The sequence below is a fragment of the Chromobacterium sinusclupearum genome, from assembly GCF_002902845.1.
Taxonomy (GTDB): domain Bacteria; phylum Pseudomonadota; class Gammaproteobacteria; order Burkholderiales; family Chromobacteriaceae; genus Chromobacterium; species Chromobacterium sinusclupearum.
Genome location: NZ_PPTF01000002.1, coordinates 34,134 through 60,703, shown reverse-complemented (window position 1 = coordinate 60,703; position 26,570 = coordinate 34,134). Strand labels below are relative to the sequence as shown.

General features: G+C 57.6%; 26 protein-coding genes. 24 read left to right on the top strand and 2 right to left on the bottom strand.

Annotated features, from left to right (window positions below; translation table 11 throughout):
• Window positions 1-5: 5 nt before the first annotated feature.
• The 24 genes from spaK to C2134_RS00560 all read left to right on the top strand — a co-directional run bounded on the left by spaK (window position 6) and on the right by C2134_RS00560 (window position 23,966).
• Window positions 6-413 carry an SPI-1 type III secretion system chaperone SpaK gene (gene spaK, locus C2134_RS00675; protein WP_103316684.1) on the top strand — a complete coding sequence of 136 codons (408 nt, stop codon included), beginning with the start codon at window positions 6-8 and terminating at the stop codon, window positions 411-413.
• Entirely contained in the window at window positions 410-1,699 is a 1,290-nt protein-coding gene (sctN, locus tag C2134_RS00670; RefSeq protein ID WP_103316683.1) for a type III secretion system ATPase SctN, read from the top strand. The genes spaK and sctN overlap by 4 nt, the downstream gene beginning before the upstream one ends.
• Window positions 1,692-2,138, top strand: a complete 447-nt coding sequence (locus C2134_RS00665; RefSeq protein ID WP_158248655.1) for a SpaM family type III secretion system protein — start codon at window positions 1,692-1,694, stop codon at window positions 2,136-2,138. The genes sctN and C2134_RS00665 overlap by 8 nt, the downstream gene beginning before the upstream one ends.
• Window positions 2,126-3,199: a SpaN/EivJ family type III secretion system needle length determinant gene (locus C2134_RS00660; RefSeq protein WP_103316680.1), complete on the top strand. Its 1,074-nt coding sequence runs from the start codon at window positions 2,126-2,128 to the stop codon at window positions 3,197-3,199. The genes C2134_RS00665 and C2134_RS00660 overlap by 13 nt, the downstream gene beginning before the upstream one ends.
• Window positions 3,193-4,083: a YscQ/HrcQ family type III secretion apparatus protein gene (locus tag C2134_RS00655; RefSeq protein ID WP_103316678.1), complete on the top strand. Its 891-nt coding sequence runs from the start codon at window positions 3,193-3,195 to the stop codon at window positions 4,081-4,083. Before C2134_RS00660 ends, C2134_RS00655 begins: the two co-directional genes overlap by 7 nt.
• 7 nt (window positions 4,084-4,090) lie before the next feature.
• On the top strand, window positions 4,091-4,738 hold the full coding sequence (locus tag C2134_RS00650) for an EscR/YscR/HrcR family type III secretion system export apparatus protein (protein WP_304491794.1): 648 nt from the start codon (window positions 4,091-4,093) through the stop codon (window positions 4,736-4,738).
• Between the two features lie 19 nt (window positions 4,739-4,757).
• Window positions 4,758-5,018 carry an EscS/YscS/HrcS family type III secretion system export apparatus protein gene (locus C2134_RS00645; protein WP_103316674.1) on the top strand — a complete coding sequence of 87 codons (261 nt, stop codon included), beginning with the start codon at window positions 4,758-4,760 and terminating at the stop codon, window positions 5,016-5,018.
• A 6-nt stretch (window positions 5,019-5,024) separates the two neighbouring features.
• Window positions 5,025-5,801: a type III secretion system export apparatus subunit SctT gene (sctT, locus tag C2134_RS00640; RefSeq protein WP_103316672.1), complete on the top strand. Its 777-nt coding sequence runs from the start codon at window positions 5,025-5,027 to the stop codon at window positions 5,799-5,801.
• A 1-nt stretch (window position 5,802) separates the two neighbouring features.
• Window positions 5,803-6,900 (top strand): EscU/YscU/HrcU family type III secretion system export apparatus switch protein, encoded by a 1,098-nt coding sequence (locus C2134_RS00635; RefSeq protein WP_103316670.1) that lies wholly within the window; start codon window positions 5,803-5,805, stop codon window positions 6,898-6,900.
• Window positions 6,901-7,010: 110 nt separating this feature from the next.
• Entirely contained in the window at window positions 7,011-7,514 is a 504-nt protein-coding gene (sicA, locus tag C2134_RS00630) for a type III secretion system translocator chaperone SicA (protein ID WP_103316668.1), read from the top strand.
• On the top strand, window positions 7,511-9,283 hold the full coding sequence (locus C2134_RS00625; RefSeq protein ID WP_103316667.1) for a type III secretion system needle tip complex protein: 1,773 nt from the start codon (window positions 7,511-7,513) through the stop codon (window positions 9,281-9,283). The genes sicA and C2134_RS00625 overlap by 4 nt, the downstream gene beginning before the upstream one ends.
• Window positions 9,284-9,300: 17 nt before the next feature.
• On the top strand, window positions 9,301-10,740 hold the full coding sequence (locus C2134_RS00620) for an IpaC/SipC family type III secretion system effector (protein WP_103316665.1): 1,440 nt from the start codon (window positions 9,301-9,303) through the stop codon (window positions 10,738-10,740).
• A gap of 145 nt (window positions 10,741-10,885) precedes the next feature.
• Window positions 10,886-11,890 carry a type III secretion system needle tip protein SctA gene (sctA, locus tag C2134_RS00615; protein ID WP_158248654.1) on the top strand — a complete coding sequence of 335 codons (1,005 nt, stop codon included), beginning with the start codon at window positions 10,886-10,888 and terminating at the stop codon, window positions 11,888-11,890.
• Window positions 11,891-11,905: 15 nt separating this feature from the next.
• Complete coding sequence (locus tag C2134_RS00610) at window positions 11,906-14,827, top strand: hypothetical protein (protein WP_103316662.1); 2,922 nt, start codon at window positions 11,906-11,908, stop codon at window positions 14,825-14,827.
• A complete protein-coding gene (locus tag C2134_RS00605; protein ID WP_158248653.1) occupies window positions 14,811-15,080 on the top strand; it encodes an acyl carrier protein in 270 nt (89 codons plus the stop codon). Before C2134_RS00610 ends, C2134_RS00605 begins: the two co-directional genes overlap by 17 nt.
• A gap of 135 nt (window positions 15,081-15,215) precedes the next feature.
• On the top strand, window positions 15,216-15,593 hold the full coding sequence (locus C2134_RS00600; RefSeq protein ID WP_146042040.1) for a hypothetical protein: 378 nt from the start codon (window positions 15,216-15,218) through the stop codon (window positions 15,591-15,593).
• 109 nt (window positions 15,594-15,702) lie between these two features.
• The gene (gene sicP / locus C2134_RS00595) at window positions 15,703-16,104 is read left to right on the top strand and encodes a chaperone SicP (RefSeq protein ID WP_158248652.1); all 402 of its coding nucleotides are present in this window, start codon (window positions 15,703-15,705) and stop codon (window positions 16,102-16,104) included.
• Window positions 16,104-17,435, top strand: a complete 1,332-nt coding sequence (locus C2134_RS00590; protein WP_158248651.1) for a type III secretion system effector BopA family protein — start codon at window positions 16,104-16,106, stop codon at window positions 17,433-17,435. Before sicP ends, C2134_RS00590 begins: the two co-directional genes overlap by 1 nt.
• A 60-nt stretch (window positions 17,436-17,495) precedes the next feature.
• Window positions 17,496-18,428 (top strand): hypothetical protein, encoded by a 933-nt coding sequence (locus tag C2134_RS21030; protein WP_146042039.1) that lies wholly within the window; start codon window positions 17,496-17,498, stop codon window positions 18,426-18,428.
• 103 nt (window positions 18,429-18,531) lie between these two features.
• Window positions 18,532-18,795, top strand: a complete 264-nt coding sequence (locus C2134_RS00585) for a hypothetical protein (protein ID WP_146042038.1) — start codon at window positions 18,532-18,534, stop codon at window positions 18,793-18,795.
• Between the two features lie 104 nt (window positions 18,796-18,899).
• A complete protein-coding gene (locus C2134_RS00580; protein WP_103316649.1) occupies window positions 18,900-19,907 on the top strand; it encodes a Rho GTPase-activating protein in 1,008 nt (335 codons plus the stop codon).
• 138 nt (window positions 19,908-20,045) lie between these two features.
• Window positions 20,046-20,804, top strand: a complete 759-nt coding sequence (locus C2134_RS00575; RefSeq protein WP_103316647.1) for a hypothetical protein — start codon at window positions 20,046-20,048, stop codon at window positions 20,802-20,804.
• Window positions 20,805-20,817: 13 nt separating this feature from the next.
• Window positions 20,818-23,223, top strand: a complete 2,406-nt coding sequence (locus tag C2134_RS00570; RefSeq protein ID WP_103316645.1) for a hypothetical protein — start codon at window positions 20,818-20,820, stop codon at window positions 23,221-23,223.
• 344 nt (window positions 23,224-23,567) lie between these two features.
• Window positions 23,568-23,966 carry a hypothetical protein gene (locus C2134_RS00560; RefSeq protein ID WP_103316642.1) on the top strand — a complete coding sequence of 133 codons (399 nt, stop codon included), beginning with the start codon at window positions 23,568-23,570 and terminating at the stop codon, window positions 23,964-23,966.
• A gap of 637 nt (window positions 23,967-24,603) precedes the next feature.
• Here C2134_RS00560 and C2134_RS00555 read toward each other — a convergent pair.
• Together C2134_RS00555 and C2134_RS21025 are read right to left on the bottom strand one after the other, a co-directional pair.
• The gene (locus tag C2134_RS00555; RefSeq protein WP_103316640.1) at window positions 24,604-25,764 is read right to left on the bottom strand and encodes an SGNH/GDSL hydrolase family protein; all 1,161 of its coding nucleotides are present in this window, start codon (window positions 25,762-25,764) and stop codon (window positions 24,604-24,606) included.
• A gap of 94 nt (window positions 25,765-25,858) precedes the next feature.
• Window positions 25,859-26,368 carry a hypothetical protein gene (locus C2134_RS21025; protein WP_146042037.1) on the bottom strand — a complete coding sequence of 170 codons (510 nt, stop codon included), beginning with the start codon at window positions 26,366-26,368 and terminating at the stop codon, window positions 25,859-25,861.
• Between the last annotated feature and the right edge of the window lie 202 nt (window positions 26,369-26,570).

Genomic DNA, 26,570 nt, shown 5'->3' with positions numbered 1-26,570 from the left:
CGCACATGTATACCCCGGATATTGCCCAACTGGTTCGCGCAGCACTGGAGGAGAGTGGCTGCGACCCCTCTCTGGTCGGCGAGTTGGACAGCCATTCCACCATCGCACTCGACCTGCACGAGCTGCCGAGCATCTATATCAGCGTCCAGGACGACGAGCTGTGGCTATGGTCACTCATCGGAGACTACAGCGATGCCGTGATTAGCCAGCGTGGCAGTGAGTTGCTGGCGGCGCTGATGCAGGGCTGCGGCTTTGCACGGGGCGGCCAGCTGCAGCTGACAGTGCAGGACGGCTCGCTTGCACTCAAGGCCTTGGTGCATCCAGACTATTTGGTAGATGGCAGCCGCTTTTCCGAGGCGCTGAATGGCTTCTTTGATGGTCTGGAGCGCTTCAGCGGGTCTTTGCTGCGATGAAAGCGCCACGCCTGTTGCGCCGCCTAGCATACCCGCAGCGGCTCTCCGGCCCCATCTTGGAAGCCGCGTTACCTGGGGTGGCCATCGGCGAACTATGCGAGATCCGTCGCAATTGGCAGGAGAGCGAAGTCGTGGCGCGGGCCCAGGTGGTGGGGCTGACGCATGAACGCGCAGTACTCTGCTTGATCGGCAACCCGCGAGGTCTCACCCGCGAAGCAGTGCTGCAGCCAACCGGGCGTACGCTGTCGGCCTGGATCGGCCAGGCTGCGCTTGGCGCAGTTCTAGATCCAACCGGGCAGATCATCGAACGTTTCGGTCCCGAGTCCGGCGTTGGGGGCGAGGAACGCGGCGTGGACGCCGATCCACCACCGTATTCGAGCCGCGCGGGGGTGCGCGAGCCACTGATTACCGGTGTGCGAGCCATAGACGGACTACTCACCTGCGGTGTCGGCCAGCGGGTGGGCATTTTCGCTTCGGCGGGCTGCGGCAAGACCATGCTGATGCACATGCTGATAGACCAGACCGAGGCCGACGTCTTTGTCGTCGGTTTGATTGGAGAGCGTGGTCGAGAAGTGACTGAGTTCGTCGAAGCGCTGCGAGCCTCGCCCAAGCGCGAACGCTGTGTGCTGGTATTCGCCACCTCGGACTACGCCTCGGTCGACCGTTGCAACGCCGCGCTTCTGGCCACTACCGTGGCCGAATACTTCCGCGACCAGGGTAAGAAGGTGGTGCTGTTCGTCGATTCAATGACGCGTTACGCCCGCGCGTTGCGCGACGTGGCTTTGGCGGCCGGCGAGCCGCCGGCGCGGCGCGGTTACCCGGCCTCCGTGTTCGACAGTCTGCCGCGTCTGTTGGAGCGTCCCGGCGCTACGCATAACGGCAGCATCACTGCCTTCTACACCGTTCTGCTCGAAGGCGACGACGAGCCGGATCCCATGGCGGATGAGATCCGTTCCATTCTGGATGGCCACATTTATCTGAGCCGCAAGCTGGCGGGTCAAGGTCATTACCCGGCCATTGACGTGCTCAAGAGCGCCAGTCGCGTCGCGGGTCAGGTCACGGACCCGGGGCATCAGCAGTTGGCCAGCGGCGTGCGCACGCTGATGGGACGTTTGGATGAGCTGCAAGTCTTTGTCGACCTGGGCGAGTATCGCCAGGGAGACAACCCCGACAATGACCGGGTGATGCGCATGCGCGACCCGCTACGGCAATGGCTGCGCCAGCCGTTGCAAGAGCATTCTTCTTTCGACAACACCTTGCGGGGCATGCATGCGCTTAATGGCTAAGATCCACAGTTTGCAGCGGCGCAGCGCCGCATCCCAGCAGCGCTGCGAGGTGCAATTGGCGCAGTTGGCGCGCGAGGACGACGCGTTGCGCGTCGATGCAGATGCATTGGTCGCGCAGGCTCAAGGTCTACGCCATTTGCTGGAAACGCAGCGGCCGACAGGCGCCGTGCTGGACCGTGGCCAGTTGTCCGCACTGCTACGCAAGCAGGCGGTGCTGCGCCGTCAGTTGCAGAACTTAAATCTGCAATTGGCGCAGCTGGGCGAGCAGCGCCAGGCGCTGGCCATGCGTCGCGATGAACGCCAGTTCGAGCGTCATAGCTGGCTGCGCAAGAAAGACAAGTATCAACGTTGGGCTAGCCAGGTGCGCAAGCAGGAGCGTTTGCTCCAGCTGCGGCAGGAAGAGGCCGAACAGGAAGAGAGGACACAATGGAGGCCATGATCTCTATCGCTCAGCCCAGTGGGGCGCCAGCGCCGCTGTCGGATGGGCCGGGGAGCTCTCTGGACGAGCTGGCTCTGGAGAAGGCCCGGGATCAGCACCGGCCGCGTGACGAAGACGAGCGTAGCCGCGAGCCGGCCCTGGAGCCTGAGCTGGCCAAATACCAACTCGCTTGGCAAGCTCAGCAGCCGCAGGCGCTGGCCTTACGACGCCGTAATGAATCCGTCCCGACAGAGGTCGAGATAAAAGTAGGCACGACGGATCGCCAGGACAGACTGGAGCTCGCGAACGAACCGGACAAGAAGGATAAGTCGCCGTTGCTGGATGCTCGGCCAGGCAAGTTGGCGCTCGCGGCCATCGGGCTGAGGGCGCAAAAGCACGGCGACGTCGCGCTGGCGATGAATGACGCCAGACAGGGCAAACCGGTGCTCGCGGAGGGGGAACAGCAACGCGGCGAGCCGCTAGGCGATTTCCTGCTGACGAAGAGGGATGCTCGGGTGGGGATGCTGATGCCCTTTGTCGCCGGACAGGGGCCGATCCAGGAGGGCGAGCAGGACCTAAACCTCCAGGTGGTGAGGCAGTCGGCCGTGGAGCTGGGCGAGCCAGCCTTGGCGCGCAGCAAGGACGCGCTGTCCCGCATGAAAAAGAACGCGTCCCCCCATACCGTTCCGCTTGCCTCTCCTCAACCCATGCCCGACCTCATCCCTTTGACTCAGGCATCGTCTCACGCAGAGCGCCTGCGCGCGGCGAAGCAGGCGCCGGCGGCGGCTCAGAGGAGGATGTCGGGCGAAGCTACGGCCTCAACGGTAGGCACTGCCGCGCCAGCGACGCAAAACGGTTTGACGTATCAATTCCGGCGCTGGGGGAACGAGCACTCGGTAACCGTGCAGGGGGGGCTCAGCGGCAGCTTGCTGCTGCAGCCGTCGGATGCGCTGGTCGCGCAACGCTTGGGCGAGCAGTGGCAGTCGGGAAATCCTCAGCAATGGCAGTTGGCGCGGGATGGCGGCGAAGGGCGTGGACAGCAGCAGCCGCGGCAGGATGAAGAGGATGAAAGCGGATGCTGAAGTTAAAACGGATGGATAAGGCTCAGCACGCGCTCGAACTTGTCGCGGCGGTCTGGCGTCGCCAGGGCTGGGATGTGGCGCTGGAGACGCCGCCACGGCACGGCGTCTGGTTGCCCTTGGCGGACGCCGACCACCGCTGGCGAGGCTGGATGCAGCCAAGTGGCTGGCTGGCGCATGTGGCGCCGGAATTGGCCGGGCTGGCCTCCGCCGCAGGTATCGAGGCGCAGGTGCTGCCATGGCTGGCTGCCGTTGAGCAGCCGCTAGAACTGCCCATTCCTGAACTGGCCTACCAGCGTCTCTGGCTGGGCGAGCCTGTGGCCGGCACTGCGCTGCCGCAGCGGCCGCTGTTGCGGGTCATGAGCGCCAGCGGCCCCCTTTGGCTGGAGAGTGCTCCCGAACCAGAGTTGGCCGATACCCCGGCGTTGGACAACCTTGGCTGGCCGCTACGCTTTGTCGTTGGTGACAGTTCTGTGAGCCTGGAGCTGCTCAAGCGCGTGGCGTGTGGCGATGTGCTTTTGGTGCGCGAGCCGGCATCAGCGGTGCGCTGTTACGAAAAGACCCTGGGCTTTTATCAAATCCTTGAGGAGGGAATCACCATGGAATGGCAGGAACAACAGGAAATTCAGGATGAGGTTGAACCCATGTTGGGCATGGGGCAGCTGCCGGTGAGGCTGGAGTTCGTATTGCATCGCAGCCATCTGACGCTGGCGGAGCTGCAGTCCCTTTGTCAGGGGCAGCTGTTGCCACTGCCGGTAGAGGCCGAACGGCAGATGGAGGTGCGCGCCAACGGCGCGTTGATCGGTCGCGGTGAGCTGGTGCAGCTGGATGGCCAGTTGGGGGTGGAGGTAAACGAGTGGATGGGTGGAACGGGCGATGTCGAATGATATCTCGATGATAGCGCTGCTGGCGTTCGCCACGCTGCTGCCATTCCTGATTGCCTCGGGGACCTGTTTTATCAAGTTTTCCATCGTGTTCGTCATGGTGCGCAACGCACTGGGCTTGCAGCAAGTTCCGTCCAACATGACGCTCAACGGCATTGCCTTGATGTTGTCCATGTTCGTGATGCTGCCCATCGCGCAGCAGGGGTACAGCTATTACCAAGAGGAGCAGGTCAGCTTTACCAGCGTGTCTGCTGTCAGCGGTTTCGTTGACAACGGACTGGATGGCTACCGCGACTATCTGCGCAAATACTCTGATCCTGAACTGGTGCGCTTCTTCGAAAAGGCGCAGGCCGAGCGCGCTGAGCGCGAAAACGTTGCCCTGCCGGCCGCTGCCGATGAGCGGCCATCCATCTTTGCGTTGCTGCCCGCATACGCGCTTAGCGAGATCAAGAGCGCTTTCAAGATCGGCTTTTATCTCTACCTGCCCTTTGTAGTGGTGGATCTGGTGATTTCCAGCATTCTGCTGGCGCTGGGTATGATGATGATGAGTCCGGTGACCATCTCTGTACCCATCAAACTCGTGTTGTTTGTAGCGCTGGACGGGTGGACCATGCTGTCCAAGGGGCTGGTGTTGCAATACCTGGACCTGGCGAAGTGATGCCGACGAGGGAGTTGTCATGAATGATCTGGTATTCGCCGGCAACAAGGCGCTGTACTTGGTTTTGCTGATGTCGGCTTGGCCCGTCATCGTCGCCACTGTCATCGGTCTCTTGATTGGTCTGTTTCAGACGGTGACGCAGCTGCAGGAACAGACTCTGCCATTCGGCATCAAGCTATTCGGCGTCAGTCTTTGCCTGTTCTTGCTATCCGGCTGGTACGGCGAAACCTTGCTTGGTTTTGGCCGTGAGGTGATGCGGCTTGCGCTGAGCCGAGGTTAGCGCACCATGCAGTTTGGGTTGTTTTTCGAAATTCACGGCTGGGTGGCGTCCGCGGCGCTCGGGTTTGCCAGAGTGGCGCCGGTTTTCTTTGTGCTGCCTTTTTTGAACAGTAACGTGCTCAACGGCGTGGTGCGCACCGCAGTGACCATGCTGGTCGCGCTGGGGCTGTGGCCGTACGCCGCGGGCGAGCTGCCGCCGTTCCAGACGCTGCCTTATCTGTTGCTGATCGCACGGGAGGCCGGGATAGGTGTGATCCTGGCTTGTCTTCTGGCTTGGCCTTTCTGGGTATTTCACGCGTTGGGCAGCGTTATCGATAACCAGCGTGGCGCCACGCTGAGCAGCAGCATAGACCCGGCCAACGGGGTGGATACCTCGGAGATGGCAAATCTATTCAATATGTTCGCCGCCGTGGTTTATCTGCAGGGCGGCGGGGTGGGGTTGATGCTGGACGTATTCCAGCAAAGCTATCAGCTGTGCGATCCGCTCGGACTGTGTACCCCGCAGCTGACGCCATTGCTGGGCCTGCTCAACAAAGTGGTGAGCCAGGCAGTAGTGTTGGCCAGCCCGGTGGTGGCGGCCTTGCTGCTGTCCGAGGTGGTGCTTGGCCTGCTGTCGCGCTTTGCGCCGCAGATGAACGCATTCTCTGTGTCGCTGACGGTGAAAAGCCTCATCGCTTTGCTGATGCTGCTGTTCTACTTTGGGCCGGTGCTGCCGGACAAGGTGGCGCAACTGGCCTTCCCCGCATCAGCCTTGCCTGCCTGGCTCACAGGGGGGGGGCGCTGAGATGGCGAACAAGACGGAACAACCCACCCGCAAGCGGCTGCGGGACGCGGCCAAGAAAGGCCAATCCTTCAAGAGCCGCGATCTGATCGTCGCTTGCCTCACGCTGTGTGGCGTAGCCTATCTGGTGTCTTTCGGCTCACTGGTTGAGTTGATGGGGGCATTCCGCCAGGTGCTGACTGGTGGTTTTCAGCAGGATATGCAGGGCTATGCGCAGGCTGTGTTCTGGCTGGGACTCAAGCTGCTGCTGCCCATCCTGCTGCTGTGCATCGTGGCCTCGTCATTGCCTGCCTTGCTGCAGAGCGGTTTCGTGTTGGCCAGCGAGGCCTTGAAGTTCGATCTGTCCGTACTCAACCCGGTCAACGGTTTCAAGAAGCTGTTCAGCCTGCGCACGATCAAGGAGGCGGCGAAGGCGCTGCTCTATCTGACTAGCTTTGCGGTAGCGGTGACCGTGGTCTGGTACCAGCACAAGGGCTTGTTGTTTTCACAACTCAATGGTAGCCCGATGGGCATGGCGGCGGTGTGGCGGGAGCTGCTGTTGTCGCTTGTGCTGGTTTGCCTGGGATGCATCGTGGTGGTGCTGATTCTGGATGCGGTCGCCGAGTACCTGTTGTTCATGAAAGACATGAAGATGGACAGGGAAGAGGTCAAGCGCGAGATGAAGGAGCAGGAAGGCAACCCTGAGATCAAGTCGCGCCGCCGCGAAGCGCATCTGGAGATCCTGTCCGAGCAGGTGAAGTCTGACGTGGAGAACTCTCGCCTCATCATCGCCAACCCGACGCACCTTGCTATAGGCATCTATTTCAAGCCAGAGCTGCTGCCCATTCCGCTGATTTCGGTACGCGAGGCCAATCAGCGTGCGCTGGCCGTTCGTGCTCACGCCGAGAAAATGGGCGTCCCGGTTATCACCGATGTGAAGCTGGCTCGACGCATCTACGCCACCCATAAACGCTACGACTACGTCAGCCTGGAAGAAGTGGATGACGTCCTCCGTCTTCTGGTGTGGCTGGAGCAGGTGGAAAACGCAGGCGTGCAGGAAGCGGTGCCTCTCGCGCCGCCGCAGGCCGAGGAGGCCGCGCCATCTGCCGCAACGCATAAATGAGCGATTACTGAATGTTTTACCCCGCCATCCGGAGTTCAATGGCTGCAAGGGTGGTTTTCGCCCTACAGCCAGCTCTGCCGGGTTGGTGACTGCGACGAAGGAGATGTTCCATGAAACCCGAAGACAGTGTCAGCGACGAGCGTTTGGCAGAGATGGTCTGGGATGCCGTGAGCTCAGGGGCCACCCTGAAGGACGTGCATGGTATTCCGCAGGACATGATGGAAGGCCTGTACGCCCACGCTTACGATTTTTACAACAAGGGAAGACTCGACGAGGCGGAAACCTTTTTCCGTTTCCTCTGCATTTACGACTTCTACAACTCTGACTACATCATGGGGCTGGCTGCCGTGTGCCAGCTTAAGAAGCAGTTCCAGAAAGCCAGCGACCTGTACGCGGTGGCTTTTGCCCTGAGCAAGAATGACTACCGACCGGTGTTTTTCACCGGTCAGTGCCAGCTGTTCATGCGCAAGGCGGCCAAGGCAAGGCAGTGTTTCGAACTGGTGTGCGAACAGAGCGTCGACGAGGCGCTTCGCGCCAAGGCCCAGGTGTATCTGGAGAGCTTGAAGGAAGTGGAAGCCGGGTCATCCCATCAGCAGGAAGAGGAACAGGCATGAATGACGCAAGTGCAATCGGCCGTAGTAGCTATCTGCAAAACCCTCAGCTTGCCGAAGCGGCTTTCGAAAGCGTCCGCAAGGATGGCAATTTTCTCGATGCCGCCGACAAGGCGCTGAAAGCGGTGCTGGCTACCAAGGCCGGCGAAGCCGATGGCAAGCCGCAAGTGAGTGAGCGAGACCTGGCCGCGCCGGCTTTGACGCCACCCACCGTCAAGGGACAGGAAGAACTGAACGGCTCGGGCAAGCTGGCCTTGTTGCTGGGGCAATTGATTGCTCTATTGGGCGACGTGTCGCTGTCGCAGTTGGAAGGTCGCCTAGCCACTTGGCGTGCGATGATGGACGCGCAGAAGGCTATGGGCGAGCAGTTGTCGCAGGAAATGCAGGCTGCGCTGGAAGAGGCGGAGCAGGCGACTGACGCCTATCGGTCAGCGCTGGGCAACCTGAACAACGCCAAGGCAGCGCTGGACGCGGCCAAGCAGAAACTGGCACAGGCGCAGGCCCGGCTAGATGGCTTGTCGCCGAGCGATCCTGGCTATGCCCAGGCGCTGTCTGCGCGCGACCAGGCGCAGATGGAGGCGAATCAGGCGCAGCAGAATGTAGACCAGGCAGACGCGGAGGCCATGGCTGCGCATCAACTGGCCACGAACAAGGCTAAGGTCGCCAACGATCTGCTGACGCAGGCACAGGGATTGGGCACCCGCAATGCGGCGGTCAGCAAGGGTGAAGAGGATAACCTGTCCAATACCGCCAAACTGACCATGCTGATGGCCATGTTCATGGAACTGGTGAATAAGAATAGTGAGGAGAGTCTCAAGAGCGATCTCGCGCTGTTCCAGGCCATGCAGGAAGGCCGCCAGAAGGAAATGGAAAAGAAATCTGCCGAGTACCAGGAAGAAGTACGCAAGGCGGAAGAGCTCAATCGCATCATGGGATGCATTGGCAAGATTCTTGGCGCGCTGCTGACCATTGTCAGCGTCGTGGCCGCTGCGTTCACCGGCGGCGCCAGCCTAGCGCTGGCCGCGGTGGGCGTGGCATTGATGGTGGCGGACGAGATCGTCAAGGCCACCACCGGGGTGTCCTTCATCCAGGAGGCGTTGAAGCCGCTGATGGAGCACGTGCTCAAACCCTTGATGGAGCTGATCGGCAAAGCCATCTCCAAGGCGCTGGAAGCTATGGGGGTCGACAAGAAGACCGCGGACATGGTGGGCTCCATCGTCGGCGCGGTGCTTGCCGCCGTCGCCATGGTGGCGGTGATGGTGGTGGTCGCCGTCGTCGGCAAGGGAGCGGCTGCCAAGCTGGGCAACGCCATGAGCAAGCTTCTGGGCGATGCCATCAAGAAGATCGTGCCCAACGTGCTAAAGGAGTTCGCCAAGAACGGCGGCAAACTGCTGAGCCAAGGCACGCAGCGTCTGACTAACGCGCTGGGCGACGCCGGCAGCAAGATTGGCTTGCGTACCGACGCGCTGAGCAAGGAGATGGTAGCCAATGCGCTCAACCGCGTGGTTGTCGGGGGGCAGTTCGCCCAGACTACCACCCAGGCTGGCGGCCAAGTGGCGGAGGGCGTGTTCCTGAAGAATGCGATCGAGCTCATGGCGGACTTCACGCTAGCCCGCTCCTCTATCGAGCAGATCCAGCAATGGCTGAAGCAGGCGGTGGAAGCCTTCTCCGAAAGTCAGAAGATGACGCAGGAACTGCACAAGAGCATGGCTATCGCCTTGCAGAACAATGCTGAGGCTGGCCGTTTCGTGCTGCGCCAGACCCATGCCTAAATTCAGGAGAATTTCTCATGTTACTGACCAATAGCCATATTTCTGCCCGCGTCAACACACACATCCAGGCCAAGGAGGCGGAGGCCAAGGCGCCGATACGCGGCGACCAGATCAATATCGGCAATGTCGATACCGTGGTGCAGCAAGCTGGAGTCCAAAAGCTGGCCTTCGAAACGTCGGTGCCCGAGCTGACGCCGCCCACCGCCGGCGAAGTGGAAAAGCAGGCTGCCAAAGCATGGCTGGAAAACACCCTGCAGGACGAATCGTTCAACAAGTTTGCCTCCGAGGTTCTGGAGCATCTCAAGAACAAGGTGGGCGCCCAGTCCGACGATCTCGTCCCTCTGCTATTGCACATGATGCCCGCCACTAGGGCAACGAGCGAGCATTTGACGAACATCCAAAGCAAGGTCCGCCAGGCGAGCGAGCATTTTGACGATATCGCTCCGCTGCTGCTGAGTCTGGTGCCCACCAGCAACGGAGTGGAAGAGCAGGCCGCCAAGGACAGTCTGGAAACCCACCTGAAGGATGAGTCGATCAAGAAGGTCTTGGACGAGGGGTTGGCGAGCATCAAGGGCATGGGGCATCCGGCGAGTGCGCTTTTCGACGCTATCTGCCTGTTGATGGTGGCCTTGGCTTATGCCGCCAGCCAAAACAGCCAGCGCAACACTATCCTGGGCAGCGAGCTGGCCAATCTGAACAAAGACTCCATGTACCGTGAGGCGGGCAATGTGCTGGGCGGCAGCACCGCAGGCGCCATCGTGTCCACCTCGCTGGCCGCCGGCAGTCTGGGCATGTCGCTCAAGGGCAGCAAGATTCAGGGCGATGCGCTCAAGCAGAACAAGGTCAAGGTGGACACGCTGACAACCGAGCTGAAGGCCGCCAAGAGCAGCCTGGCCAGCCAGGGTAGCATCAAGCTGGGCTCGGACAAGGTGGACGGCGTGACCCAGATCACGACGAAACCTGCGCCGGGCCCGGCGCAGCAAGGCGCCGGCCTGCCAGGCAACGCCGCGCGCGGCGTGACCGATACGGTGGATGGCGTGGCCGACAACGCGGTGAAACTGCAGCCCAGCAACAAGCGTCTGGACCAGCAGCAGATGGGGGCGCTGCACCGGCCAGTCGAGGACATCGAATCGGACCTGGCGACTCAGCAAAACGCTTTCGACACCAACAACCTGCGCGGCAGGCGCTGGGAAGCCAAGGGCGGCGCGATGGGACAGACTGCTCAGGCGGCCAACACCATCACCCGCGGCGGCGGCGATTACGCCGCCACAGTGGAGCGCGCCGATCAGCAGATCCTGCAGGCCAACAACCGGGTGGCGAACACGGGGGCCGACGAGTCGCGCGATGAACAGCGCCAGTTGGACAGCATGCGCCAGGAGATGCAGCGCGCATTGGCGGGCATGATGCAGGACACTGCTGCCGCTTCGGGCGCGGTTGCTAGCGCCCGGGCCAGTTGATCCCGCTCAGCATAGGCGTCTCTTCGCCTGCTTCCCCCGCCGTTTCTGGCGGGGGCCTCCTCCACATTGCTTCCGCCATCGCGCCACCTTGGCCGGTGCGGCTTTCTGCCGCATGGCTCCGGGCGCAGGTGACCAGGGGAACCACATGACCAGCATTCAAACTACTTTCACGCCGCCGCTGATGACGGCTTATCCCTCTGCGCAACAGAAAGCGCCATCGGTAGATAGCGATGTCGCCATAGCGCGGGCGCCGATCCCGCCCAGCGCCAAGCAGAGCGCGTTGGAAAACGCTCAGGCCAAGGCTGATGCCTTGCGCCAGGCCTTGCGATCCGGCGATGCCGATGAACGAGCGTTGACGACGCAGCAGTTTGCCTCCGGGCTTAACGGCCTGGCTGCTAGCGATGTGCCGCTGACGCCGAAGCAGCGCCAGGATGTTCAGACCGCGCTCGCGCCCTTGTCTGGTCAGCAGACGTCGTCGGTGAGCCAGACGGTATTCGAAAGCGATGCGAAGCTGTGGGAAATGATCGCCAAGTATATCGGCGACATCAACAAGGACTATCTTGGCGTCTACGAGAATGTTGTTGGCCAGTACACCGCGTTCTACCAAGCTTTCAGCGAGATCCTGGCCAAGATGGGCGGCTGGATCACTCCAGGCGGCAGTAGCAATACGGTCAAGCTCGACGTTAACGCGCTGAAGAGCGCGCTGCAGCAGCTGAAGGACAAGTTCTCCTTGCCCAACAAGGAGGCCATCCTGTTTCCGGCAGCGGACAGCAACGGCAATGTGACTGGTGCCACACAGGAAAAAGCCGAGGAATGGGCAGACGAGCTGGGTCTGCCGCGCTCCTGCGTCAAGCGGCTGGCAGACGGCAGCTACGTCGTTGTCATCGATATGGCACCGGTCAACACCATGATAGACGAGCTGGGCAAGCTGGGCACGCCGGGTGGCGACGGCAAACTGGAGCTTGATAACGCCAAGTTCCAGGCTTGGCAGTCCGGTTTCAAGTCGCAGGAAGAAAACCTAAAGAATACGCTGCAGACCCTGACGCAGAAGTACAGCAATGCCAACTCCTTGTTCGACAACCTGGTCAAGGTGCTCAGCAGCACCATCAGTTCTTGCCTGGAAACTTGCAAAGCCTTTCTGCAAGGCTGATAGGAGACAGTAATCATGACTATCGCATCCTCCGTATTGCAGCGTGCTCATTCTTGTCCGGATTTGTCCGCGTGGCGCGCCAACGACCGCCCGGCCAGTGCGTTGGGACAGGTGCTGACCCGGGCACAAAATTGTCCAGCCTCCTCCTTGTCGCCCAGCGTCACGCCGGCCACGGTGGACTCCGCACAGCGCAGCGCCAAGCTGGATCCCAATCAGTTTTCCACGCTATTCAAGCAACAGGCCCGCGAGGCGCTGTTCGCCGCGGCGGCGTCCCCGGGAAAACAGGCGTTGCTTCGGCAGACACTCGACGCCTCGAGCAATGCCTATGCGCAGCGCGAAATCGACGCCTTCGCCAAGGTATATAGCCAGCTGCAGGCCAAGCCTGATCTGAGTGTGGAGGCACAGGAGCAGCTCAAGGCGCTTGCGAAGCAGTACACCGATCTAATCATCCGGGATGGGCTGGGCCGCGACAGGTCCGCCTTTGACGCGTGGGACTCCAAGGCCGACCAACAGATATATACGCAGCGCAGCAAGTTGGAGCACCAATTGGCTGACTTTGCCAGGCAGCATACCGGCGGCGACTTCCTACAGCTGGGCAATCAGTTCATGGTCCAGCAGGTGATGCATTTCATTCGAGCCTATGTGGAAGAACAGCTGGGCGGGAAGCAACTGGGCGACGAGACGCTCAAGAATCTCATCGGCGTGGTGGACCAGGCTGCGAAGCAGGCTTTCGACGCGCTGCGGGAGACGCGGAAAGGGCTGATCGAGCGGAATGGCTACGGCGTCGGCAAACTGGCGCGCGACCTGGACACGGTAGCCGTGCTGCCGCTATTGCTGCGCAACATTCTGGCCGGACTGCCCAAGGATACGGTGCCGCCGGCGGCCAAGCCTCCCGCCGCCGAACCGACAGGCCCCGGTGATCCCGCGGCCGCCGGGCCGCAGCAGCCGGCGCCGGGCGGAATCACCTTCAATATCGGTGACATCCACATCGACAACAGCCGCCATATCAACAACAGCCGCCGCTTCACGCGGCAAGGCGGCCGTGGACGGCAGACGCCAATGGCGGTAAATGTCAGACAGTGCGTCAACCAGCGGCAGAATGACACGCACGCAGCGCAGGCGGGCACGGGCAGGACGACAGAACGTGTCGAGGATTTCATGTGGGGAGCGCCGCCTCAAACGCTGCAACGTACGTCGACGCAGGCTGGTTCTATCCCAACTCTGGCCAGGGATCAAGCAGGCGGGGATGACAAGTTGACCAACAATGCCACGCGCACCGACGCCAGCACCCAGGCCAACGCTAGCGTTGCGCACGCGTCCACCCAGGATGATGGCGTGGCCGCTACCGGCAGCAGCGTGTTGCAGCAGACGAACGCAGCGGGCGATACAAGGCCCAGTCAAGACTTCTCCACGCTGCAGTTCCGCGACGGACCGCTGCGCAACCTGCCGAGTCCGGCCTACTTGGGCAGCTGGCAGTTCCACTCTCAGGACGACCGCCTCCCGGCCGAGCGCCTGTTTGTGAGCATGTTGCGCGACGCTCTGGAGCCGCATCCGGCGCAGCCGATGCAGCTGCGCCGGGACTTTGATTTGATGCGCAACGCGGTGCTGCCCAATGATCTCTCCGGCTGGGGGAAGGAGCAGGACAATGTATTGCAGCAGTTTGCCCAAGGCGAGGCCAGCGACACGCTCAAGGATTACACCGCGCAACTGAGCCAGCTAGTTGTCAAGCAGCTGCAGGCCAAGAATCCTCTGTTTATACAACTGCGCAGCGAGGCGCAGCGCCTGGCGCGCAGCACCAATCTGCTGAATGGCGGCGGCAACCCGATGCTCACCCCCTTCCTGTCGGCCTTGGCCGTGGTCAAGGCCAGCGCCACAACCACCTCGTCTAGCGCTTCATCGCTGCGGCAGATGGTGCATGGCGTGGGCACGGATCCGATAGCGCGGGCAGACGCCGCGGCGATGACAGATGGCGCGGAAGACGCTGTGACGATGGCGCAGCAGTTCCGTTCGGTGGCGTCTCTTGATTTGCGCCGCGCTGGCGGGGCCAAGTTGGTGAAGGCGCCGCGTTTGATTCCGGGTACGTCGCCGGGTGCTGCCATGCCGAATGACGCCGCAAAGACGGGGCTCAGGGCGCAGGATAATGCTGAGCAGACCGCCACTGTCGATACTGCCGTTGAAACCACGATGAAGACTGGCGCCGCCTTGTCGCCGGTGCAGGAACGGCGGGAATGGACTACCGAGCATTCGGCTGCTGATCGCGACACCCTGTCGCAGAATCAAGGCGCGCGGGAAACATCATCGCCACGGAGCGAGGCCGGACCCATTCGCTCCCAGAAGCCGACCGTTAGCGCCACCGTTGCGGCAGACGCCAGCAAAGACGCAGATTCGTTTGCCGGACTGAAGCTGCAAACACCGCGGGCGCTGTATACCTTGTCGACGGCGGCATCGCGCCAGCGTCAGCAGCAGGCTGGTCTGTTCAACGCGGAGAAGGAACTGTTGCGAGCCTGCATGGATGGCGTGGAGTTGCAGCCTAACCAGCCGCAAGCGGCACGGGCTGAGTTAGCAGAGCTGCGCTTCAAAATGGTCAATGGCCAACACGGCGCGGTGAGTCAGGACGATGCCCAAAAGCTGCGCAGCATGCTGGACTCCAATGCTGAACAGCTGAAAGCGCGCAAGGAGGCGCTGAAGCGCCTGGTGGGCGACATGGTGTGCCAGAACGGCATGTTCTCCAACGACGACAAGGTGAAATCCGCCCCTCCGGTGGTGGCGACCGTCATGGAGTGGTTGAAGCCGGAGAGCAACGAGTCGTGGCAGGACTGGGCAGCCCAGATGCGCCCGGCCAGGCAGGGCGATCCGCTTAAGCCGCAGCCGGTTACTTTGAGCACCGATGGCCTGCATTTCGATGCGAGGAACTTGCGCAATGTACCCAAGCATTGAACAAAGCGTGCTGGCGCTGATGACCGAGCATCTGTCGGTGGACCCCGCCCAGCTGCAGCCTGAAACCCAATTGGTGGATCAGCTCTACCTAGACTCGCTGGACCTGATGGACCTGCTGCTGACCTTGAATGACGCCTTCGATATCGAGCTGGGTGTCGAAGACTTGGTCAGCATCAAGACGGTGGCCGATGTGTGCCGGGTGGTTGAGCGCCGCTTGGCGGGCGCGGGCCAGCGCGAAGGAGGGCAACCTTGAGATAAGGAGGATTTGTTGCCGTTAAAGATAGGGCCGACAAGGCCCATGCAATGGAAGGCGGGGCTGCCAGTCATGGCAGATGAGGCAGGCAGCCCGCTGCAACAGCGCTTGCGCGCGGTGGAGGGGGGAGCTGACTTGACGCTGGAGGACAGCGGCGAAGAGCCGCTGCGTCCGCCGCGTCTGGAGAAGCGTTTGAGCCGCGTCGGTATGCGCCCGCTCTCCGCGCTATCGCAGGCGAGTGTATTGCAGGCGAGTGAGCTGAAGAGACTGTGCCTGCAGCTGGCCGAGCAGGATTTCGATAACGACGATTGTGATGACGTCGATATCGACGATGCCATCGTGCGCCACCCGCAGCCGACAACTCCGCGCCCGCCACAGCGCGGTGAGTGGCTGTTGATGTGCTTGCACTGGCTGCATGGAGTCTGGTATCGCTATCGGCCGCCTCGTCGTCGCCGTGCTCGCCGCCTTCCGCGAGTCATCGCCACACAGCAGGGACGTGGGGCGAAGTCCTGATTCATCAGCTTTACATCAGGATCTCTTTGAGTACTTTGCCTACGCTCAATGCATCCCGGCTGGACCTCAACAATAACAAGCGGCGTACAACGCCATAGAGATGAATACGATGGATATGCACAAAGAATACTTGGCTCTCCTGGGTGAACGCCTGGGCCTGCCCTTGAGTTTTGACGATAACCGCCAATGTCTGCTGATGCTGGATGAACAGCTGCTGCTCGCGCTGCAAGCCGACGATCAAGGCTGGACCTTGCGTGGCCTGCTGGGCAAGGTGAGCCCGGATAGGGGCGCCGCTTTCTGGCGCGAGCTGTTGATGATGAACCTGGAGCTGCACGCCCAGCGCGCGGGCGCGCTGGCTTACGAGCCCGAAGCGCAGGCGTTGCTCTACTTGGAGCGTATCGAAGAACCGGGCGACACCGCCGCAGTCTTTGAGCGACTGGAGATCTTTACCAACCGCCAGGAAAAGCTCAGCGCAATGGTCCGCGACACTGAACAATTGCGGGGGAAATGATGGCTCTGACACTGAACACTAACTATGTAAGCGCTGTCGGGCCGGATCAACGCCTGCGTACTGATCAAGTGCAAGACCAAGTCCGCGTGCACGTCGCGCGCGAAGGATTGGGCGGCCGCGTGCTCAGCTGGCTGGGACAGTTGCCGCTGTTACGCAATCTCGATGCGGTGCGGGCGCACGTGCAAACCATCAAGATGGAAAACCAGGCCGCGCTGGAGACTTTCATCCAGACCTTGTCCCCGCAATATCGCGATGGCGCTTTGCGCGATGCTGGGCTGGATCTGAATAATCCCAAGCCTTTGACCATGCGCTTGATCCGACAAGTTGAGCAGTCCGTGGAGAGGCAGCAACAGGCGGAGCCTGTGCACGTCAGTTTTGCCGAGCGGCAAGCGCAAGGAAGGATCCCGGACGCCACGCCGCCGTGCCAGACCGTGCCAAGCCGTGCTGTGTCCACTCCGATGGCTCCGGCCGTCCCGGTCGATCCCCAGGCTCTGCTGAGTGAATTGGACAAAGCGCTGGGCAGCGTAAACCGGCCGGCGTATGCGGCCCCCAACTCGATCACCCATGCTCGCTTCTCACCGTCTTCAGTTCCCACCGCTGGCGCTACCCAGGTGGGCCAACTGGCGGTGAATCGGATCGCCATCGAAGGCCGTCCGGCCGCCTTGGCTGGCCAGTACCCGCAGGGTAGCCGGGCAGCGTTGGGCGCGCACCTGCGTATGTTAGTCGAGCAGGGGTGCTCGTCATTGATGGTACTAGCCGGTCATGACCAGGTAGGCGAAGGCGAGGGCAAATTGCCGCCATATTTCACGGAGGGAAGGCATACCTACGACGGTGTTACCGTCGCCAGTAAGACCCCCAATGGAGGAAGGATCGATTTGGATGGTCTGCATGCTCATCGTTACGACCTGACGATTACCATGGACGGTTGCGAGCCTTTCACTCTGCCTGCCTTGCACGTTACGAATTGGCGGGACCACGGCACGTTAAAAGATGCTGCTCAGTTGGAAAAGCTGGCTCAGTTGGCGCGCGAAGTGGACAAGGAGGGCAAGGCGCTGCGTGCGCCCATCTACGCCAACGTCGCCGCTCCAGAGGCATTGCCCATGATCCACTGCCGCGGTGGTGTCGGCCGCACTGGCACGCTGATCGCAGCCATGGAACTGGTCAAACCAGACTCCAAGGCCAGTCTGGAGCGAATCATCGCTGACGAGCGCGCCACGCGTAACCACCGCATGGCGGAGGATAAAGGCCAGCGCGAGCAACTGGTCGAGTTGGCCTTGCGTTGCGGCAAACAGGTATTGGAGCGGAGTGAGCTTCTCTACGCCAATGTCTGATCGCTTCATCTCCCCCGGCAAACGGCCGGGGAGTTTTTTCATCCCTGATTAGGAGTTGTTATGCCCAATCTCTCCATACGTGGCGGCAGTACGCCTATCACCCCGCGCGCGGATAGCATTGCCGCGACGCGTGCCAGTACTGGCACAAGAACCACTTTGGCCAAAGCTGTAGCCGGGGTACGTCAGGGGGGAAATATATCCTTGGAGGGAAGCCGGAGCGGGCGGGGGCCTGTGGTAGAGAGCAGGCTCTGTGGGCTAAACCAGAAGTCAGCTGTGGCGGCTCCGGTACGTGCTGAGGCTCAGGCCAAAGATCCGATTGTGAAAAATTTCCATAAGGGAGATTTGATGTATGGCACTAGTGCAGGACGCGAGCCCTATTTGCGGCGTGTAGAGGAGTTTCACAAATCCCATCCTGCGGATGATAACAAATGGGCGAGAAAAGTCAGGTCTTGCGCCTCTATGGTGATTAATAGTTACAACGATCCGATGCGTTCAGCACTGTCCGAAAAATTTAGCAAAATACAGCGTGGACATGCGAATTTAGTTTCCAAAAAAGATATTGATGTCGCGGTGGATAAGGCAAAGATAGGTCGCACTAAAGAGATAGGGTTTGATTTCGACTCTTATAAAGAGATTGCGACCAAGCACGAAAAGCTTCGCATTACAAGCAAACATGCGGATGAGTGGGAGTGGTGGAAACGTGGTAGCAAGAGTGGTATTGCCATGTTGATTGATCAGCCGGGAGATAGCCCAAGAAAGCTGCATTTCATTTTAGATGGAATGAATATGAATGGCGTTGTCAGAAAGAACGCTGCTGAAGGTGGGGCAAGTATAACATCGTCGGAATTGAGATATTTATATCGTCACTGGGATGAGTTGAGCGGTAGGGTAATTTTTTACCGAGATGGCATCCAAGTTTCTCCGCCTTGGGAAGATGTTCGCAATCCATCCATGATGGAAAAGTGGAGTGAGTACGATGCTTCTAGATCCTAACATGAGAAGTGTCGACTGACCCAGCCTTGGCGCTCTAGTGATGCCTGTCTCATACCTAGAAGTGTGGTACCTGCGTAGCGTATATGTCGATATAGGTTTTCCCATGAATAGTCGTACCAGGAGCGGTGGAAAAATTGTTAGTCTGCAGTTGTTGTGGCAAATGGAGCGCTTGTTGCACAACAGCATGCAGGGGCAGGCCTGCAACGCCACCCAGCAAGCACGGCAACGCGCCATTTTGCTGTGCGAACGGCTGGGCAAGGAGTTTCTGTCTCGTGGGGCTGAGGACGGGGTCTCAATCTATTTGACGGACCTGGAGGTTGAGACGCTAGGCAGCGCAATGAAACTGTTAGGGTGGCGGGCGCAGTAATGAGCGATTCCTGATAGTGCATTGTTTTTAATGGATTATTATTTTGTTAAGTAAAGAAAATTCAATACGTTGATCATTAAAGCAATCACTGGATAGGTATTTATATGATAGTTACTCAATTATCTGGCATCAGCTGGAATGCGCAAACCCGCCAGTTGGCGATTGACAATGCCCAGGTTGCCGAATTACGTCGCAATATCGCCCAAAGCAGCGCCCAAAATCAGGCCTTTTTCTCTCTGACTGTGAACGAAAAGGAATACCGCGCTAGTGTGGACGGTGACGGTAAGATTCAGGTTCGCCGCAACTGGGAGGGCGTTAGCTTGCTGTCCCGCCTGTTCAAGCCGTTTTATGGCCATTGTTCGCAGGCGATTGAGGCGGCGCTGAATAAAGTGAGTAAGCCGGAGCATGACGCCTTTATGCAAGAGCGGCGAGAATGCAATCGTATCTATGCTGAAAATTTTTCCCAGCTTTGCGCAGAGCTGAGGCATAGGGTCGAGCGCCAGGAGGACTGGGATTTGTCTGGGTTGTTTCGAGTGCCTGGTAATAAAGCGCGGATGGAGGCAACCATGCGTGGTATGGAGCGAGGTGCGGTAGATTTTTCAGAGATGAGTAATGATGACCTGGCCGGCATCATCAAGCGCTCAAAGATGATGGTTGATATTTCGCAGGTGAAGAACTTCCTTGTCAAGGATAAGCTGGGCAAAGAAATCTCCATTTGCTATGGGAAGGCAATCCGTGATTCGCATGAGAATAAGGAGCAAAGGCGATGCAAGGAACTGGCGGTTTCCACCATTGCGTTCTGTTACTCCCGCGCGGCAGAAACCGGAGAATTTTCCAAATATGCAATTTCTCTCAGCGCGGCATTGTTTGACTCTAAATCTAGTAACGACTCTAAGCATGACGAAGACGCTTTATTGCTCAGAGCACGGGGCCAAGAACTAACCGGCGCCATATTGGAAAACTGGCCCGATAGCGCCAACCGGCCTCCAGTTGCGCCTAAACCCAAGCTGTCTACTGCCGAAAACGGTGCATTTCCTCCTGTGAAAGGAGCAGAATTTGGTAATGTCATCGCCCAATTGGAAAGTGTTTTTGCTAACCGTGGCTCTGTGTAAATGAGCCTGTATACAAGCCCTGAAATATTGCAGGGCTTTTTTAATTTTTCATGCAATGGCTAGTTTTTGCAAGTGAGCATCCTCAGCGCAACCTATGATTTTTTGTATAACCGGCACGCAAACCATGGAGGAGTCGGAATGCATGTATCTAGCACACCTATAGTACACACCCGTCACGAGGCATCCACTGAGGCTGCCCAGATCAAGGGGCTGGGTACGCCACGCCGTTTGGCGGCTGCCGTCACGCATTGTGCCAACACCGCCGCGCAACCGCCCCAGGCGGAGCGGCGGGGCAAAGAAGGAAAGTTGCCAGGCGCGCAGCAAGCGCTGCGAGCCAAGCAGGAGAAATATTTTAGCCGCAACATACCGGCACGCCAGCCGCTGATGAATCGCTCGGGTGTTTCCCGGCCAGAGCATCACATGATGAAGGCCGTCGCGGAACTCAACGTTAGCGAGACGGCGCGCCGAGACCCGATATATGCGCAGCAAGTCATCGATGCTGTGTACGCCTCGACGTACAGCGCAGCCAAGGATGCCTTCGGACGCTTATGTGTCGAGCGCGGAGCGAGAGTGCCCGACGGGTATTTGCAGGAGATTGGCGCGGCGGCCCATGCGCTCCGCATTGCCTGCGAGGAGAAGGACGGCATTTATACGCCAAAGGCAGCAGGAGCCAATCCCTTCGTCACGCCAGTGCTTTCTTCCATGCAAAAACAATTCACCGCCTACATGAACCAGCCCGGCCAGGGGGCGCGCCTTCGTGCACATGTAGAGGCGGCTATCGCGAAGGAAATCGCGCCGCAGGCCCCCGAGCGTGGCATGTTGTCCCCGGATGAGTTTGTCGCCCAGCTGGCCGAGATTGGAAAGCGTTGGGAACAGCAGTTGCCGCATTTGATCTAGGAAGATGAACACCATGCCCACCGCTACCATTAGCCCGGGAATCCGCTTGCCAAATATTCCTGCCTGCGCGGAGCGCCATGCGGCGCATGGGGTGGGCGCCGTTTTGCGCGGCGCGTTCGGCGCGCCTTTGCGCCGGCCGGCTGCCGCGCCGGCCTCGCTGGGCCTTGCCCCTGCTCGCAGCGCTGCCCCTTTGCAGGACGTTCTTGCCTCGTATCACCAGGGTCATCCTGGCCGATTGCTGCGCGACCTGGCGCAGAGGCCGGCGCTGGGGGCGTATCTGCAGAAACACGGCGGTGGCTTGGCGTTCAAGGCGGAGAGCCTGACGCCGCTACAGTTCAAGACGCTGCTGGCGGAGCTGAAAAAGGCCGGCCATGGCCTGGGCAGCCGCCTGCCCGGACAGTTGCGTCAGGCTTGGCAGTCGGCCGCGCCCCTGATTCTGGAGGAACCGGCCGGCTCCGCAGCGCAGGCGTCGGATACGCAGCCTGCGGCTCAGGATGGAAACCCATTTGGCATTCAGGATGCCGCGCCGGTGAGCGCATCGCATCTCCACCGCGGTGATGATATCGCCCAAAACGCAATGCCAGCCTATCCTGAATGGCTTAATCCCTTTGCTATCGAGGTAGGAAAAGTCTCCGCCGCGCCCTGTGTCGCGGAGGCAGCGGAGACGGGCCTGTCCGCCGTGCTGCTGCAATTGCTCAACCGCTATTTGTATACCCGAGATGGCTATTCCTTCGGAAAGGTCAATGGCCGACATGTCGATAAGTTGCGTCAAAACATCGAGTCCAGCCCCGCGATTGCTCGCCACCTTGTATTAAGCGGCGATAAGGGGCAAGAGGCAGTGACGTGGCGAACTGAGCCAAGCACACGCGACGAGTTGCAGCAATTGCTGCAGGCCTTGCAGGCCTGTCACGCCGCTGGCGGTAGCCTGTCGCGTTTGCTCGCCCAGGTGGCCTTCGTGGATGCGGGTTACCGCCTGTTAGATGATGCCACGCATGACGCTATCGTCCACCAGGCGGCCCGCCCGGCGGCGCACCGGCCAGGCAAGGCGGATGTGGTGGAGATGAAGCGCCAGGTCATGCAGGATGTGCTGCAACACTTCAGCGACCCGCGGCGTCATGCTCAGCCGCTGCCCGGCGCGGAACTGGCGCCGCTGATTGCCCACTACGGCCGGGTGGAGCAGGACCAGGCTCGGGCGCTGCAGGTAGTACGGCAGTTGGAGAACAAGCATGCGCCCAGTCTGGACGACCATGGGCTGTTCGACGCGCTGCAGCGCTTCTTCCACCGAATCAAGACAGAGGAACGCGTGGAGCGGTTTGAAGACAGCGTGGGTATGGCTGCCGGCAATTTCCACAAGAAAATGGTTGAAGAACTGGCTCGGGTGCGGGAGCGCCACGCGCCGGAGCAGGTGGCAGAGCGGGCCAAGATTGCGCTGGATCAGCATCTGGAAGCGGCGCATGCAAGATACGCCCGCCACGCGGCAGGCAAGAATATCTACCCGCAGCGGTTGGACCGGACGTCGCCGGTAGCGGGGCAGATCGATGCGGAGGCCCATCGCAACTACCGGCAGGTGACTCAGGGCATCGTGAGCCAATATGAAAATGGGTTCATGCGTATCCTGCATCGCGCTGTTGCTTCATTCTCTGCCGCAGAATTTTTGAAGGGAAAGAGCAGGGAGCGGGTGGTGCGCAATGCGATCAAGCTCAACGATGGCCTGTGCGAACTATATCTGGTGGCGGAACGACAGCATCTTGCCAATCGGAAAGTGTTGCAGGAACTTTCGCTTGGATACGTGGAGAGCGGGGAGTTGGATGCGGCGTTTCAAGAACAGCTCAAGCAACTGGTTACCGTGCTGCGAAGCAAGTTTCTCTTGAACTATCAGGATGCATTGCACCGTTACGTCGCAGATATCGACAAGATCAAACCGGCCCGTCCCGGCAAATTCAGCGCTGAACTAAAACTTGTCCGGGAACTTGCCAACATCTCCGGCGAGCTGACCGCTGATGTGGAGCGAATCCGTAGCGAGCGTCTTCCCAAGTGGCTGTCGCTGGATGGCGACGCTTTGCCGCAGGAGGTCAAGAAGGCGACGACACCGATATTGACAGCGCTGCGCCAGCGTCTGCCTAAAGCGAAGACTGTGGGCCAGACGCTGAGATCTGCATTCGCTCGAGCATTCAAGCCGACGCCGGCGCGCATTTTGGGCGGCCTACCCTTGATCGGAGGCTTGGCGTTTTCCCTCGCCGCCTTGCCGACCGCTGTGGCGGTGCCTCTGGGCATTGCTGCAGCCGTCACCCTGCCAGTCGCCTTGCTGGGTTGGGTGGGGTGGAATATTTACAAGCGCTTCGATGAGCGCAGCGAGCTGAACCAATTGCGGAAGCAAATGGAGCAGCAATGGAAAGCGATTGAGACGCCGTTGCCCTGATGTGGCGCCATGGGCTCGTTGACCATCAAAAGCAGGAATCTCAACATATGCCAGCCACTTTTCATCATCGCGTTAGCGAGCTTCTGTGCTATCTGGGCTTTGAGCCTCCGGCGCTGGCTGCCGATCAGGATGTCGCCGGGAGCGTTAAATAAAATAGAGTTTCGTAAATTCAATCATAACCTTTACATGAATAGCTTTATGTTTGGGTTTGTCTAGCTGGGCTTGATGTATAAATTGACGTTATAGCTTATTTTTAGTTGCGCTTGTTCGTTAATTTTTTGATGCTGGCAAATCTATCTGACTTTTCAATATGAGAATGATCGTAGCTTCGGGGGGAGATTCGAATGATAGGCCAAATCACTGTAGCTATATGTGCTGCATATATTCAGGAAGGCTTGATGACCAATCCTGATGTTGATTATATGCATCTTCTTGATCGTTTTGAATTTGAAAATATGCATATTGCAAAGGAGGTGGGGTGTTATGCGATCCTCTGCACTGAAATGCTTGAGGATTTAATGCCGCTTTTGAGTAAGTATGGCTGTGATAATTACTCTAGCTTCCAGTATGAGGTGTGCCACCTTTTTGGTGGCTGGCTTGCAGAAAAGTTCTGGTTTAATCTGAGACATCAGGCGCCAAGCAAGGCTGAATCAGTGAATAAACTGAAAGAGTTGATTGAAGAATTTATGAAAATCAGGGACAGAAAAAGTCGAAATTTAATTCAGCATATCGTGAGCAATTAACGTTATCATCCTATTTGTGGCTGCAAAGGGGCTGGCAAGTGATGTTTTTCTCTTCAGATTCTCGCTTTGCATGCTACAACTTGTCATTTCCCCTCCAGTTAGCAGATTTACGCTACGGTGATATGTGTCCTTTCATCTACTAGCCATTTTCAGGCACTGCGTCAGACTTTGGCGTCAGAGCACTTATGCAACAAGGTTCTTCATCTTGTCATTAGTGAAGGTTTCTGGAAATCTTTCAGATACCATCATCTTAATAGCTGTTTTTGCAATTCATATATTTAATCAAATCTTATTATCTATTGAATATTGATGTATGGCAGTATTTAATAGACTTGATGTCAAGTATTTCATTTGAGTCATCATCAGCTAGTCTGCTCAAGTTTGTAGTAGTAAATTTATATAAGGTGGCTAGATGTTAAAGGTTTTGCTAATGGTAGCTTTGTCAATTTTGCTTGGTTTGGTATTTTTATTATTAATTGCAATTAGGAATGATTGGCATGCTTGGCTGCGGGAGGGAGATGAAGAGCTATAAATGAAACTGTGCTTTCATTGCCGTGCGCACAATCAATCTGGCTACACAGAAGCTACTTGCGTTTTATGAATTGCAGTGCAGCGGCTGTGCAGCCTATTCTCCAGCTCATTCGGTTACGCTTGGCACCGGAAATTCACAGTGAGCCTCGTCCTGTGAAAATCCAAGTAACTCGTCTTTTATGAAATTTAACATACGTGAGGCTAGTATTTGATGAACTTCCTGGCTAGGGTGGACTTGGTCATGGAATATATATCTATGAGCAGTATTTAGCTTGCTTTCCCTACCCAGTCCCATCCAGTCTTTTAAATCGATATATCCTTCACAGTAATTTTTTGTCGTATTATATCCAACCGTGCCTGCCATATCAGTTAACTCTTCAAATTTTGCCTGCATGTCAAAGAACCGGATGAAAACATTTTCAGAAGCATAATCAAGTTGCAGCTGTGAGACCTTTTCCCTTAGCCGGCTATTGTGGTGAGTGGATATTTCTCCCATTCTCGCTCTATAGTTCTCATCTCTATTTTGATCATAGGCATACACTGTCTTTGAAAGATCCGGCACGCCAACAATAATAATATGCTTGACTCCAGATGATATTAGTTTTTTGATGTTTTTCTCATAGGTTGAAACAACTTTTTCCACATCAGTTTTGCCAAAGGTCATGTAATCATTAGAGCCCAGTGCCAGAATGACTACGTCAGACGCCTGAAAAGTAACGTCCTTCATTTGTCGGCTCATGTTGGAAACAAATAGAAATGCCGGGCTAATAGAGTGTCGCGCAGCAACTGCTCCACCCTCTGCTTTGTTAACAAGATCAGTTCCCATAAAGCTTGGTGATGCCAAAAATTCGGGCCAAGTAAAGCCATTGGTAAATTTACCTTGGTAATATGCTGTCGAAGATGGAAGTAAGCCCAGAGTTTTGCTACACATCCGGCCATCTGAATCAGAAAGGCTATCGCCAATGACAACTAGTCGATCAATTCCTCTCTCCCTCAAAAAATCCCGAAACACCTCATTCGGCACTTGATTAGAAGATGCCTTTTCCACTACCGCATTTTTTAATGCGAGTCGAAAGTTTCCTCCCATTCCATCTAGATCACTATTCTTTCCAGTGCCAACTCCATCGATAGCATCCATCTTTACAGGATCATTGCTTACCTGTCTAAGCTGCTGAAGTCTGCAAGAATGCTCTTGGGCTGGGCCTCTTGCCTCCAACTCGTTATTGTTGGTTCGTGTTGAAAATAGCGGTCCTAGCATGATTGGCATGGTGAATCCTTATGTATAAATGACTTAGTATTCAATTTTTGAATGAAGTCAATAGAATAGCCTTTATGGCGCATGAGATTTGCATGGTTATTTGTCATAAATTGGTTTCTAAAACACCATTTTTGATAAATCCACGCACATTGCTATCAATTGGATCCCTTAGTCTTTCCATTAATTGATTTCTGAAGTTGTAATTGACTCTGCCTGTAGCTGCTGACTCTTGTTCGCAAGCATTGAAAATAGCCCATTCAGATTTTATTCTATTTTCTACGCCTTTGATCATGAAATTAAGTTCACATTTGAATTTATCGTTTCGCTCCTTTGTGTCGAAAGATATATTATTAGATCCGTATGGGTCAGGAAGATTTTCCATGACATATGTGCAAGCATGCTTTACCTCCCATAGACTAGACATGTGAAGCATATTCTTCATGCCTTTTACAGATACCCCCTTTTCTAAGCATGTATTCGAACATGCTTTCAAGACCTGTCCAATTGCATCCTTGGTTTTTTCTGTACTATTTTTTTCATGCGTCTGGCGCACGGAGTTGATTAGCAAATCCAGCTTGTACTTAACATCCATTGTTAATTTTGTATTTGGCATGGCAAACTTTAAATTTATCTAGGAATGAGGTTAAATGATATCAATTTAGCCATTCTAGAATTTAATATTTCGCTCATTTTCATGGTTCAGTTGAGATTGATGCCCCACTCCCAATAAATTTCCTGTTGGTGTTCATCAAAAATGGCTCGGGTTGTCTGCAGAAGATAACACCGAGCCATAGGGTGATTACACGGGACTAAAC